General features: G+C 66.9%; 10 protein-coding genes. 5 read left to right on the plus strand and 5 right to left on the minus strand.

Annotated elements, in window-relative coordinates:
- Positions 1 to 16: 16 nt before the first annotated feature.
- On the minus strand, positions 17 to 595 hold the full coding sequence (gene rpsP, locus ACP7AU_RS07315; RefSeq protein WP_426050995.1) for a 30S ribosomal protein S16: 579 nt from the start codon (positions 593 to 595) through the stop codon (positions 17 to 19).
- Between the two features lie 21 nt (positions 596 to 616).
- On the minus strand, positions 617 to 2,152 hold the full coding sequence (gene ffh / locus ACP7AU_RS07320; protein WP_426051032.1) for a signal recognition particle protein: 1,536 nt from the start codon (positions 2,150 to 2,152) through the stop codon (positions 617 to 619).
- A 338-nt stretch (positions 2,153 to 2,490) separates the two neighbouring features.
- On the opposite strand from ffh, the gene ppc reads away from it, so the two are divergent.
- The 3 genes from ppc to ACP7AU_RS07335 all read left to right on the plus strand — a co-directional run bounded on the left by ppc (position 2,491) and on the right by ACP7AU_RS07335 (position 7,707).
- Positions 2,491 to 5,214, plus strand: a complete 2,724-nt coding sequence (gene ppc, locus ACP7AU_RS07325; protein WP_426050996.1) for a phosphoenolpyruvate carboxylase — start codon at positions 2,491 to 2,493, stop codon at positions 5,212 to 5,214.
- Positions 5,215 to 5,350: 136 nt separating this feature from the next.
- Positions 5,351 to 5,650: a UrcA family protein gene (locus ACP7AU_RS07330; protein ID WP_426050997.1), complete on the plus strand. Its 300-nt coding sequence runs from the start codon at positions 5,351 to 5,353 to the stop codon at positions 5,648 to 5,650.
- Positions 5,651 to 5,748: 98 nt separating this feature from the next.
- On the plus strand, positions 5,749 to 7,707 hold the full coding sequence (locus ACP7AU_RS07335) for an ATP-binding protein (RefSeq protein ID WP_426050998.1): 1,959 nt from the start codon (positions 5,749 to 5,751) through the stop codon (positions 7,705 to 7,707).
- An 18-nt stretch (positions 7,708 to 7,725) separates the two neighbouring features.
- On the opposite strand, the gene ACP7AU_RS07340 is transcribed toward ACP7AU_RS07335, so the two are convergent.
- On the minus strand, positions 7,726 to 9,918 hold the full coding sequence (locus ACP7AU_RS07340; protein WP_426038080.1) for a M3 family metallopeptidase: 2,193 nt from the start codon (positions 9,916 to 9,918) through the stop codon (positions 7,726 to 7,728).
- Between the two features lie 121 nt (positions 9,919 to 10,039).
- Between ACP7AU_RS07340 and ACP7AU_RS07345 the strand changes: the two genes are divergently transcribed.
- Both ACP7AU_RS07345 and ACP7AU_RS07350 read left to right on the plus strand, forming a co-directional pair.
- Entirely contained in the window at positions 10,040 to 10,891 is an 852-nt protein-coding gene (locus ACP7AU_RS07345) for a glutamate racemase (RefSeq protein WP_426050999.1), read from the plus strand.
- Between the two features lie 49 nt (positions 10,892 to 10,940).
- Positions 10,941 to 11,498 carry a hypothetical protein gene (locus tag ACP7AU_RS07350; RefSeq protein WP_426038084.1) on the plus strand — a complete coding sequence of 186 codons (558 nt, stop codon included), beginning with the start codon at positions 10,941 to 10,943 and terminating at the stop codon, positions 11,496 to 11,498.
- Here the strand turns inward: ACP7AU_RS07350 and ACP7AU_RS07355 are convergent.
- Entirely contained in the window at positions 11,489 to 12,022 is a 534-nt protein-coding gene (locus ACP7AU_RS07355; protein ID WP_426051000.1) for a carboxymuconolactone decarboxylase family protein, read from the minus strand. The genes ACP7AU_RS07350 and ACP7AU_RS07355 overlap by 10 nt on opposite strands.
- 86 nt (positions 12,023 to 12,108) lie before the next feature.
- Positions 12,109 to 12,663: a peroxiredoxin gene (locus tag ACP7AU_RS07360; protein WP_303696739.1), complete on the minus strand. Its 555-nt coding sequence runs from the start codon at positions 12,661 to 12,663 to the stop codon at positions 12,109 to 12,111.
- Positions 12,664 to 12,801: the final 138 nt, after the last annotated feature.

The raw sequence follows: 12,801 nt of genomic DNA on the forward strand, positions 1-12,801 counted from the left end.
AGCGGACAATGAAGCCTTAGGCCTCGGTCTTCTCTTCCTCGGCGGCGCCTTCGGCCGGAGCCTCTTCGACGCTGACCTCTGCGGAGCCTTCAGCTTCAGCGGCCGGAGCTTTTTCAACCGGGGCCTCTTCGACAGCCGGGGCGTTTTTCGCGGCTTCAGCCGCAGCGGCGGCCTCTTCCTTGGCCCGGACAGCGGCTTCAGCGGCCTCGATCTTCGCAGCGGCCTCGGCCTCGGCGCGGTCGGCTTCGCGCTGGGCGCGCTCGGCGGTGCGTTCCTGGGCCTTCTTGCCCGGAGCGCCCTTGTTCGGGTTGTTCGACTGGGTCCACTTGACCTTGCCGGCCAGGGCTTCGTCCTGGCTCTGCGAGATGAAGCGCGCGACGCGGTCGGTCGGCTGGGCGCCCTTGCCGAGCCATTCCGAGATGCGGTCGGCCTTCAGGGTGATGCGCGGCTTGTCGCCGTCCTTGGGCAGCATCGGGTTGTAGGTGCCGACGCGCTCGATGAACTTGCCGTCGCGGGGAGCATGCGAGTCGGCAACCACGATGTAGTAGTAGGGGCGCTTCTTGGCGCCGCCGCGGGCCAGACGAATCTTCAGCATTTCGGTCTTCTTTCTACGGGATCAGTTTTTCTTGGTGGGTAGACCGGGAAGGCCCGGAAGGCCTCCCGGGAGTTGTCCGCCACCCAGTCCGGCGAGCCGGTCCTGGAGGGCTTTCATTTCGTCGGTGCCGGGTTCGGGCATCTTGCCGCCCCCCATGGCCTTCAAACGGTTGAGGTCGGCGCCGCCCATGCCGGGCGCGCCGCCGCCGCCGAGACCGCCCAGCATGGCGGCCATCTGCTGCATCTTGCGCGGCCCGCCCTTTGACATGGACTTGACCATGTCGGCCATCTGGCGGTGCTGCTTCAGCAGGCGGTTGAGGTCCTGGACCTCGACCCCGGCGCCGGCGGCGATCCGCTTGCGGCGGCTGGCGTTCAGCAGGTCGGGCTTCTTGCGCTCGGCCTTGGTCATCGAGGAGATGATGGCCTCCTGGCGCAGGATCATGCGGTCGTCGACGCCGCTCTCCGCCATCTGGTTCTTCTTCTTGGCCACCCCAGGCAGCATGCTCATGATGCCCTGAAGACCGCCCATCCGCTTCATCTGCTGCAGCTGGGCCGCGAGGTCGTTGAGGTCGAACTGACCCTTGGCCAGCTTGCGGGCCATGGCCTCGGCCTTGGAGGCGTCCAGGTCCTGGGACGCCTTCTCGACCAGGGCGACGATGTCCCCCTGACCCAGGATGCGGCCGGCGACACGGCGGGCGTCGAAGACTTCGAGCGCGTCGACCTTCTCGCCCGAGCCCATGTATTTGATCGGCAGGCCGGTGACAGCGCGCATCGACAGCATGGCGCCGCCGCGACCGTCGCCGTCGGCGCGGGTCAGGATCAGGCCAGTCAGGGGCAGGCGGTCGTGGAAGGCCTTGGCGGTGCGGACCGCGTCTTGGCCGGTCAGGCTGTCGGCGACCAGCAGGGTCTCGACGGGCTTCGAGATGTCGGCGACCTCGGCGACCTCGGCCATCAGGCCCTCGTCGAGGGTGATGCGGCCGGCGGTGTCGAGGATCAGGACGTCGAAGCCCTGTAGCCTGGCCGAGGTCAGGGCGCGGCGGGTGATCTGGACCGCGCTCTCGCCGGCCACGATCGGCAGGGTCACGACTTCGATCTGTTTGCCCAGCTGGGCCAGTTGTTCCATCGCGGCCGGACGACGCGTGTCCAGCGAGGCCATCATGACCTTCTTGCGATCGAACTTCGTCAGGCGCAGCGCCAGCTTGGCCGATGACGTCGTCTTGCCCGAGCCCTGCAGGCCGGCCATCAGGATTACGGCGGGCGGCGTGGCGTTCAGGTTGATCGGGGTCGGCTCGTCCCCGCCCAGCATCTCGACCAGGCCGTCATAGACGATCTTGACCACCTGATCGGCCGGCTTGACCGAACGGATGACGTCCTCGCCGGTGGCGCGCTCGGTGGCGAAGGCGATGAAGTCCTTGACGACGGGCAGGGCGACGTCGGCCTCCAGCAGGGCCACGCGCACTTCGCGCATCGCCTCCGCGACGTCCTTTTCGGACAAGGCGCCGCGGCCGGTGATCCGGTCGAAAACGCCTGTCAGTCGCTCGTTCAGAGCCTCGAACAATTCACTACCTCGCCAGCCCCTCAGGGCGTTCAGGCCGACACCGAACCGATCTCCATAGCGAAGCGACCTCTGGCGACGATCACGTCGGCAGAGGGTTCTCGCCATCCTCGTCCCGTCGAAACGGGGGGCGTGATGGTGGAGACGCAGGTTCAATTGCGCCGGAAGCCGCGGCTTATGAGGGAAATGAGGCGATTTGTCGAATCCTGTCGAACGAAGTCGGCCAACCGGCTCAGGAAACAGCATCGCACATCCGGTTTCAGCGTTGCTCTTTACAAGGACCGATCGGAAACCCGCTGATACGGTCGCGCTTTACAGCCTCCCCGCTGCACGAGATGACCATGCCCGTATCCGCCGAAGCCGCTGCTGACGACCGCCTGCGCGAGGAGGTGCGGCTGCTCGGCGGCCTGCTCGGCGAGGTGATCCGGGACGAGGGGGGGCAGGATCTCTATGACAGGATCGAGGCCGTGCGGGTGGCCTCGGTCGGCTATCACCGCCACCCGGGCGCCAAGGGATCGGCCGAGCTGGAGCGGCTGCTCAACGAATTGTCGCTGGATGACGCGGTCGGGCTGGCGCACGGGTTCGCGGTCTTCTCCCTGCTTGCCAATGTCGCCGAGGATCGGGCCGGGAGGCGCCGCGCGCGCAGCCAGACGGCTGAGGGGGCGCGGCCGGATACTCCCGAGGGAGCCCTGGCCCGGCTGACTGCGGCGGGACGGACGGTCGAGGAGGCGCGGGTCCTGCTGTCCGAGGCGCTGATCTCGCCGGTACTGACGGCCCACCCGTCGGAGGTGCGCAGGAAGAGCGTCATCGACCGGATCGCCGCCGTGTCCGACCTGCTGGATGCCTGCGATCGCCCAGGTTTCGAGGAAGGGGGCCTGGCCTGCGCGCCGGAGGTCATGAAGGCGGGCCTGCGTCGTCAGACGGTGATCCTGTGGGCTACGCGGCTGGTGCGGACGACCGGCTTGGTGGTGCAGGACGAGATCGACACCGTCGTCTCGTTCTTGGAGCGGGTGTTCCTCAAGGTCGCGCCTGAGCAGTTGATCGACTGGCGTCGGAGGCTGGACGCGCCGGATCTCAAGCCTTTTATCCGCATCGGCGCCTGGGTGGGCGGCGATCGCGACGGCAATCCCAATGTCGATGCCAGCGCGCTGAGGGCCGCCTTCGCCACGCTGGCCAAGGCGGTGATGCGCCACTATCTGGAGGCGACGAACGCGTTGGGCGCCGAGCTTAGCCTGTCAGGTTCGCTGGCGAAAATCAGCCCCGCTCTGAAGGCCTTGGCCGAGGGGTCGGGCGACGGTTCCCCGCACCGGGCCGATGAGCCCTATCGCCGGGCCCTGAGTCAGATCTACGCCCGGCTTTCTGCGACCCACCCGATCCTGACGGGACAGACCGCGCCGCGGCCGGCCCCGTTCGCCGCCCCGCCCTATGCCGGGCCCGGCGAGTTCCGGACCGACCTCGCCGTGCTGCATGACAGTCTGGTCGCCAGCCATGGGGCGGTGTTCGCCGACGACGGCCTGTCGCGCCTGATCGCCACGGTCGATGTATTCGGCTTCCACATGGCGACCCTCGACCTGCGCCAGAATTCCGACGTCCATGCGCGGGTTGTGGGCGACCTGCTGAAGGTCGCGGGGGTTTGCGATGACTATGCAGCGCTCGAAGAGGAGGCGCGGCTGGTCTTGCTGGCGACCGAACTGGCGGCGCCTCGCCTGCTGTTCAGTCCCTATGCGACCTACAACCCCGAGACCCTGAAGGAGCGGGCGATCCTGGAGGCGGCGGCCGAGGCGCTGGCGAAGTTCGGGCCGGACGCGATCCGCACCCATATCGTGTCCAAGACCGACGCCGCCTCCGACATGCTGGAGGTCTATCTGCTGCTCAAGGAGGTCGGTCTCTATCGGCCCGAAAATCCCGCCGCCTGTCCGATCCAGGCCGCGCCCCTGTTCGAGACCATCGACGACCTGAGAGGCGCCAGGCCCACGCTGGAGCGGCTATTCCAGGAGCCGTGCGCGCTTGCCGTCGCAAAGGCGCGCGGCGTCCAGGAAGTGATGATCGGCTATTCGGATTCGAACAAGGACGGTTCCTACCTGACCTCGACCTGGGAGCTGCATGAGGCGTCGCGGGCATTGCTGACGGTGACCCAGGCCGCGGGTTTGAGGCTGCAACTGTTCCACGGCAGGGGCGGGGCGGTCGGGCGTGGCGGCGGGTCGAGCTTCGCCGGGGTGCTGTCGCAACCGACGGGAACGGTCGCGGGCCGCATTCGCATCACCGAACAGGGCGAGGTCATCGCCAACAAATATGGCGAGCCGGACGTGGCGCGCCGGAACCTTGACGCCCTGACCGCCGGGACCCTGATCGCGTCTCTGGCGCCGCCGCCGGACGAGGCGATGACGGCCAAGCACGGCAAGACCGCCTCGGCTCTTTCGGTGGCCTCGATGGCCGCCTATCGGGCCCTAGTTTACGAGACGCCGGGCTTCGTCGACTATTTCCGCGCTGCCACCCCGATCAACGAGATCGCCGAGCTGAAGATCGGTTCGCGCCCCACGTCGCGGACGGCCTCGACCGCCATCGAGGATCTACGCGCCATCCCCTGGGTGCTGAGTTGGTCGCAGAGCCGGGTCATGCTGCCGGGCTGGTTCGGCTTCGGCTCGGCGGTGCAGGGTCAGGACATGGCCGAGCTGCAGGCCATGGCGAAGGCGTGGCCCTTCTTCCGTACCCTGGTCCAGAACATGGAGATGATCATGGCCAAGTCGGACATGACCATCGCGCGGCGCTACGCCTCGCTCGTGCCCGACCAGACGCTGGCGGCGACTATCTTCGGGGCCTTGCAGGCCGAGTGGGACCGGACGCGCGACGCTGTGCTGGCTATCACGGGTCAGGCCGAGCTGCTGGGCGGCCAGCCTGAGCTCAACCGGCTGATCCTTCTGCGCATGCCCTATGTCGAGCCGCTGAACCACGTGCAGATCGAACTGATCCGCCGGCGTCGGGCGGGCGACGACGATCCCCGGGTGCGCGAAGGCATTCTGCTGGCGATCAACGGGGTGGCAGCGGGACTGCGCAACAGCGGCTGAGTGGAACGGCCACGCTTCATGGCCGCGATTTCATTAAGTGTCGTTTTTCGGCCTCGGGTTCCTCACGGCGAGGAAACAATCGGGTCGCACTCAGGTCAGGTCGCCGCAAAGAGCGACAAGCACCAGGAGCCAAGTGATGATCCGTTTCGCCCTCGCTGTCGCCGTCCTTTCCGCCGGAGCCGCCTCGGCCTCCGAATATCGCATCCCGATCGGCGACCTCAACTTCGCCACGCCCGAGGGCGCGTCGGCCTTCGATCTGCGCGTCCGGGGCATGGCCAATACCGCCTGCGTGTCCGGCACGCCTCTCGACCAGGCGCGATGCCGTGTCGCTTTCCGCGAAGAAGCCCTGCGCCAACTGCCTGATGCCCGTCGCGAAGACTATGCCCGCACTCGCAGCGGGCGGGTCGTCGTTCAGACGCCTGTTGATCCAAGCTAAATCCAATCCGCTTCGGGGGTGTGGCTCGACAAGCGCCACTGTTCACGGGTTTGAAGCGATTGTCCGCGATCCTGCCGGTTCAGTAACGGCAGTCGCGCATGACCGAACACATCTCCGAGGCCGAGTCTTCGTCCATTGCCCTGGCGGCGCTGGAGAGCTCCGGCGCGGGTTGGTGGCGGGTCCTCGATACCGAGACGGCCTGGTGCTCGCCCCGGATGTACGACCTTTTCGGCCTGCGTCCCGAAGATGGCCTGCCCACTATAGACCAGCTGTATCGGCTCTATCATCCCGACGACGCCAATCTGGCGTCCCGGTCGCTCATGAAGCTGTTCAGCAGCGACGCGCCGACGACCCTGCGTTACCGGGCGGTGCATCCGTCGGGCGAGGTGCGCCAGCATCTGAGCTGGGGGCGGTGCCAGCTGCCGGACGCCGAGGGGCGTCGCTGGCTGGCCGGCATGGTTCTCGACGTCACCGACCATGTCGATGACGCGACCCTGATCGAGGGCGAGCGCGCCTTCCGCTTTGTGGCCGACCACACCTCGGACATGGTGGTGCGTCATCGGATGGGCGCGGGCCTGACCTATGTCTCGCCGGCTTCCCGGGCCGTGTTCGGCTATTCGCCGTCTGAAATGCTGGGCAAGGCCCCCGCAGACCTGGTGGCGCCCGAGGATGTAGTTCGCATCCGCGCCCTTCTGGCCCAACGGATCGCCAGACGCGAGGCGGTCTCGGCCGAGGGCTATGAGTATCGCGGCATTCACAAGGACGGCCACCTGGTCTGGCTGGAGGCCAATCCTCGTCTGGTGATCAACGGCGCCGGCGCGCTGACCGAGATCGTCGATGTCGTGCGCGACATCTCGGCTCGCAAACAGGCCGAGGCCGAACTGCACGCCGCCCGCCTCGAGGCCGAGGCGGCGTCGCGGGCCAAGAGCGAATTCCTGGCGAATATGAGCCACGAGCTGCGCACGCCACTGACGAGCATCCTCGGCTTCTCGCGCCTGATCGGCGCGGGCGGCGGGCTGTCGGAGGGCGACAAGGGCTATCTGGATCTGATTCGCAGCGCGGGCGAGACCCTGCTGACGGTCGTCAACGACATCCTCGACTTCTCCAAGCTGGAGGCCGGTGCCCTGACGCTGGACCCGGAACCCTTCTCGATCGCGGCCTTGGGCGAGGGCGCGACCGCCCTGCTGCGGAACCAGGCCGAAGCGAAGGGACTGGCCCTGACCTGCGAGGTCGGCGACGACGTCCGACTGACCGGTGACGTGAACCGCCTGAGGCAGGTGCTGCTGAACCTGTTGAGCAATGCGGTGAAGTTCACCGAGCGCGGCTCCGTCCGACTCTCGCTCGCGACAGAAGAGCGCGCCGACGGTTCGACCGTGTTGCGCGTCACGGTCACCGACACCGGGGTCGGGCTGGACCCTGCCCACATCGACCAGATGTACGACCGCTTCACCCAGGCGGACGGATCGGTATCGCGCAAGTTCGGCGGCACGGGTCTGGGGCTCGCGATCTCGCGCCGGCTGCTGGACATCATGGGCGGAGAGATCGGCGCTACAAGCGACGGCGCCACGGGTTCCACCTTCTGGTTCCGCGTGCCGCTGGTCCGGTCGGGTGTCGAGACACTCCCCGATGCCGAGCCGTCTGGTGGTGCGCCCGCGCGTCCTTTGCGGGTGCTGCTGGCCGAGGACAACCCGGCCAACCGGACGCTGATCGCGGCCCTTGTCGGCTCGATGGGCGTGTCGCTCGACACGGTCGAGAACGGCGAGGAGGCGGTGCAGGCCGCTGCGACCGCAGCCTATGACCTGATCCTCATGGACATGCAGATGCCGGTCATGGACGGACCGGCGGCGACGCGCGCGATACGCGCCTCGGGTGATTCCACGCCGATCGTGGCCCTGACCGCCAACGTCCTGCCTGAACAGATAGAACAATGCCGCGCGGCCGGGATGCAGGGCCATGTCGCCAAGCCCATCGACCCGCGCGCCCTCATGGCAGCGCTCAGGGACTACGCCCGCCCGGCTCACGAAAAAGCCGCCGCAACCGGAGCTGCGGCGGCCTGATCGCCCGTGCCTTGTCTCTTACGAGACCGGGAAGCCCCGGACCCGCAGCAGGGCGGCGACGTCGGGGTCACGGCCCCGGAAGGCGCGGTAGGCGTCGCCCCGATCCGTGGTGTTGCCCGGCGCCAGGATGATCGACTTGAACCGGCCGCCGATGTCCGGATCGAACACGTCGCCCGAAGCTTCGAAGTAAGCCCAGGTGTCGGCGTCCATCACTTCCGACCACAGGTAGCTGTAGTAGCCGGCCGAGTAGGCGTCGGAGGTGAACAGGTGATTGAACTGCGGCAGGCGGTGCCGCATCACGATCTCATGCGGCATGCCCAGACGGGCCAGCGAGGCCTTCTCGAAGGCGTCGATGTCGGTCGGCGGCGTTGCCTGGGTGTGCAGGTCCATGTCGACCATGGCGGACGACAGATAGCTGACGGTCGCATAGCCCTGGTTGAAGGTGGCCGAGGCCTGGACCTTGTCGACCAGGGCCTGCGGCATGGCCTCGCCGGTCTGGTAGTGCTTCATGAAGCCATCGAGGATCGGGCGCGACAGCACCCAGTGCTCGTGAACCTGCGACGGATATTCCACGAAGTCGCGCGGGGTGTTTCCGTAGGAGGGGTAGGTCACGACTGACGACAGATAGTGCAGGGCGTGGCCGAACTCGTGGAACAGGGTCTCGGCGTCGTCGAGCGAGATCAACAGCGGCTCGCCGGCCCCCGGCTTGACGAAGTTATTGTTGTTCGAGGCCAGCACCGGCTTGGAGCCGTCCAGCGTCGAGAACGACCGGTAGGTGGTCATCCAGGCGCCTGACCGCTTGCCAGCGCGGGCGAAGTCGTCGGCGTAGTAGAGACCGATCAGGCGACCCGAGGTCTTGTCGGTGACCTCGTACAGTTTGACGTCGCCCTCGAAGACCGGAGCCGTCGATTGCGGCTTGGGGGTGAAGACGAAACCGTACAGGCGCTCGGCCATATAGAAGGAGGCGTTTCGCACGGCGCCCAACTCGAAGTAGGGCTTCAGCTGGTTCTGATCGAGGTCGTACTTATCCTTGCGGACCTTCTCGGCGAAATACAGATAGTCCCACGGCTCGATGTCGAAACCGGCGATCGCCTTCATGTCGGCGACCTCTTCGGCGACCCTGGCCTTGGCCGGTTCCCACACGCGGTTCATCAGGCTTTGAGCGGCGGCCGGGGTCTTGGCCATCGTGTCCTGCATCCGCCATTCTGCGTGGTTGCGATAACCCAGCAGCTTGGCGCGCTGGTCGCGCAGGCGGACGATCTCGGCGATGGTTGCGTTGGTGTCGTTGCGGTCGCCGTTGTCGCCACGGTTGACGAATTTGCGCCAGACCTGCTCGCGCAGGGCGCGGTCGTCGGCGAAGGTCAGGAACGGATCGACGCTGGATCGCGTATTGACGATGGCCGCACCCTGGAGATTGCGCGAGGTCGCGGCGGCGCGGGCGGCGGCCTTGTTGGAATCCGGAAGTCCGGCGAGCCCGGCTTCGTTCGGGATGACCGTCCAGGTGTTCTCATCGGCCACGACCTTCTGGCCGAAGGCGGTGAAAGCGTTCGACAGGGCGGTGTTGATCCGGCCCAGTTCGGCCTTGCCGGCGGCGTCCAGATTGGCGCCCGAGCGGATGAAGGCGTCGCGCGAACGTTCGGCCAGACGCTTCTGCTGGGCATTCAGTCCGTCGCGGTCGGCGTTGTCGGCGACCGTCTTGATGCGCTGGAACAGGGGGACGTTGAAGGTGATCTCGTCGCCGGCGGCGGACAGCAGGGGGGAGACCTCCGTGTCCATCGCGTCATAGGCTTCGCCGCCGATGTTCGAGGTAGCGACGCCGTAGAGGTTCACCGCGCGATCCAGAGGCTGGCCGGCCAACTCCATCGCCACGATCGTGTTGGCGAAGGTCGGCGCTTCCGGATTGTTGGCGATGGCGTTGATGTCGGCGCGGTTCAGCTCGATGCCCTCGAGGATCGCTGCCTTCAGCTTCGGAGCGGTCATCGCGTTCCACGGCGGCACGCCTTCGTAGGGGCCGGTCCAGGGCTGCAACAGTTCGGCGCGCGGGGTCTGGGCGGGCAGGACGGCGCGGGCGATGCGCGCTTCCCCGGCCACGGCGGCGGGGTCCGGCGCGGTGAAACCGGCGGAGCCGGCGCCCGCGCTGGCGCATCCGGCGAGGGCCATCAGGCTCGCGCCGCCGATAAGGACCTGGCGCCGAGGAAGGGGCATGGGCATGGTGGAATCCTGTTCATCTGACTCTGTTGCGCGGTACCCTAGGCCTCAGTCGCCTGACCGTCACATGAACAGGAAGTAATCCCGTTGGACGAGGACGCAAGCGCCCGCTAAACGCCGGGACATGGCGATAGGCGTATTCGATAGCGGCGTGGGCGGTCTGACGGTCCACCGCGAGCTGACCCGGCGGTTCCCGGCGCGGGACTTCATCTACCTGGCGGATCAGGCCAATGCGCCTATCGGGTCGAAGACCGGCGAGGAGATCGTCGACATCACCCGGAACGGCTGCGAGCGGCTTTTCCAGGCGGGCGCCAGCGTCATCGTTCTGGCCTGCAACACCGCGTCCGCCGTCGCCCTGAGGCGCCTGCAGCAGACCTGGGTGCCCGAGGCCTCGAAGCGTCACGGGCGGCCGGTCAATGTGCTGGGCATCATCGTCCCGACCATTGAGGCCGCGACGGGCCTGCCCTGGACCTACGAGGCGGAGCGTCGCGGCGACAAGGTCGAGGCCATCGACATCACCGGCGTCTTCTGTACCGCCGCCACCGCGATCAGCCGGGTCTACGAGATCGAGATCGACAAGCGCCGCGAAGACCTGGCGGTCTTCTCGGAGCCCTGCCCGGGCCTGGCCGGACTGATCGAACTCGGCGCGCCCGTCGAGGAACTGACGGTCGTGATCGGCGACCACGTCGATGCGCTCCGCCGCCGGATCGGTCGTCATCCGGACAAGGCCATCCTCGGCTGCACCCACTACGAGATCGTGGCGCACATTTTCGCCGCCGCCCTGCCGCCCGGCACGCCCCTGATTCACCAGCCGACAGCGGTGGCCGATGCGCTTGAGCGGTATTTCGAGCGGCATCCGGAGTACGGTCTGGGCGAGAGCGGCCGTCGCGACTTCATCACCACAGGCAAGACGGGCCCGCAGTCGGATATGGTCAGCCAGTTCTGGGGCGAGCCGCTGAGTTTCGACGCGGCTTGACTTGACGGACCGGCGTTCCGGGCGCCCGATGCGGGCGGGAGGACCTGCCATGATCCGCAGCGCCAAGATCGCTCTGGATGTTCTGCTGTGTGGCGCGTCTGTGCTGCTGGCGGTCATAATAACCAGTTCCTACGCTCGCGCCGAGGTCGTCTCCCGCTCCGCCGACGGCTTCACCCTGCGCTTCGCCGAGGGGGCAGAGGCCGCGCCGGAGGATGTGGTGACCGCCGTCTCCGAACTGCCCCGGTGGTGGGACCCAGCACACACCTACACAGGAGATGCCGCGAACCTGTCGCTGGCCTTCGAGGAAGGCGGCTGTTGGTGTGAGCGGCTGGCCGACGGGACGATCTTCGAGCACGCCGTCGTCACGGGGATTATGGCGGACCGGGTGACGATGATCGCGGCGTTGGGCCCCCTCCACGACAAAACCACGAAGGCGGAGCTGACCTTCGGATCCGAGCCGGAGAACCGGGGCCGGCTGGTCACGGTCGATTTCGTGGTCGAGGGACCGGGCCTCGGCGCCATGGCCGACGGGGTCAACACGGTGATGGACCAGGCGTTCGATCGCCTGATCCATCAGATCGAATACGGCGAGCCGCCTCAGCCCTGAAGCGCGGTTTCCGAGGCCGCGATGCGGCTGGCGGCATGGACCACCGAGGCGATACGAAGCGCGGTCTGGACCTGGGCCGCCGGGACGCCGTGCTTGCGCAGTTCGCCCTCGTGGGCATCCATGCAGGCGCCGCAGCCATTGATGGCGCTGACAGCCGTGGACCACAGCTCGAAGTCCATCTTGTCCACGCCTGGATTGGCCAGGACGTTCATCCGCAGGCGCGCCGGGATGGTCGTGTATTCCTGGTTCTTCATCAGGTGCAGCGAGCGGTAGTAGATGTTGTTCATGCCCATGATGGCCGCGGCGGCCTTGGCGGCGGTCATGGCCTCGGGCGAGAGCTTTTCACCCGCGGCGGCCTCAATGGCGCGCACGACCGGAGCGAAGCCGACGGCGTGGGCGGAGGCGAGGAAACAGCCCCATTTCTGCTGGTCGTTCAGGACGGTCTCGGAGGCGAGGGAGCCGAGGTTCAGCGAGATGTCCTTGGCGTAGGCCGGCATCAGGTCGCGCAGGGTGTCAATCGACATGAAAGTTCTTTCGCAGCGTGCGGAATGAAGAAGGGCGGCGGCGTTGACCGCCGCCGCCCTCTGTTCGTCAGACAGGGAGGCCGGCCTCAGGCCGCGAGCGTCTCGCCGCCGACCGGTCGGTTGCAGGCGCACAGTTCGTCAGTCTGCAGGGCGTCGACGACACGCAGGGTGTCGGCAGGGGCGCGGCCCACGTTCAGGTTGGTGACATAGACGTGCTGGATGACGTTGTGCGGGTCGACGACGAAGGTGGCGCGCAGGGCGACGCCTTCTTCCTCGTTCAGGATGCCCAACTGACGGGCGAACTTGCCTCCGTTGTCGGCGAACTGCCAGATCGGCAGCTTCGACAGGTCGGCGTGGTCGCGGCGCCAGGCCAGCTTGACGAATTCGTTGTCGGTCGAGCCGCCGAGGACAACGGTGTCGCGGTCTTCGAAGTCGCGGGCCAGAGAGGCGAACTCGGCGATCTCGGTCGGGCAGACGAAGGTGAAGTCTTTCGGATAGAAGAAGATGACCTTCCACTTGCCTTCGAACGACTCATTCGTGACGGGCTCGAACGCCGAGACGCCGTTTTCTTCGTGGGAGTTGAAGCCCGGCTTCACGCCGATGACTTTGAATTCAGGCAGTTTTTCGCCGACGCCGAGCATGGGGTATCCCTTTCGGAGGAAACAAGAATGTCTATGAGGCGGTCGCCGGGGATTGCATGCCGCGGTTGCGAAATGGCGGTTGCGCCGCACAAAGTCAACCGATAGAAGACCTGTCAATCATAGATAATATCTATGGAT

This window comes from Brevundimonas sp. SL161 (genome assembly GCF_049896985.1).
Taxonomy (GTDB): domain Bacteria; phylum Pseudomonadota; class Alphaproteobacteria; order Caulobacterales; family Caulobacteraceae; genus Brevundimonas.

Coding starts and splice junctions, on each gene's coding strand:
- ACP7AU_RS07350 (WP_426038084.1), top strand. CDS start 10,941: ATGATCCGCAGCGCCAAGATCGCTCTGGATGTTCTGCTGTGTGGCGCG.
- ACP7AU_RS07345 (WP_426050999.1), top strand. CDS start 10,040: ATGGCGATAGGCGTATTCGATAGCGGCGTGGGCGGTCTGACGGTCCAC.
- ACP7AU_RS07355 (WP_426051000.1), bottom strand. CDS start 12,022: ATGTCGATTGACACCCTGCGCGACCTGATGCCGGCCTACGCCAAGGAC.
- ACP7AU_RS07335 (WP_426050998.1), top strand. CDS start 5,749: ATGACCGAACACATCTCCGAGGCCGAGTCTTCGTCCATTGCCCTGGCG.
- rpsP (WP_426050995.1), bottom strand. CDS start 595: ATGCTGAAGATTCGTCTGGCCCGCGGCGGCGCCAAGAAGCGCCCCTAC.
- ACP7AU_RS07330 (WP_426050997.1), top strand. CDS start 5,351: ATGATCCGTTTCGCCCTCGCTGTCGCCGTCCTTTCCGCCGGAGCCGCC.
- ACP7AU_RS07360 (WP_303696739.1), bottom strand. CDS start 12,663: ATGCTCGGCGTCGGCGAAAAACTGCCTGAATTCAAAGTCATCGGCGTG.
- ppc (WP_426050996.1), top strand. CDS start 2,491: ATGCCCGTATCCGCCGAAGCCGCTGCTGACGACCGCCTGCGCGAGGAG.
- ACP7AU_RS07340 (WP_426038080.1), bottom strand. CDS start 9,918: ATGCCCATGCCCCTTCCTCGGCGCCAGGTCCTTATCGGCGGCGCGAGC.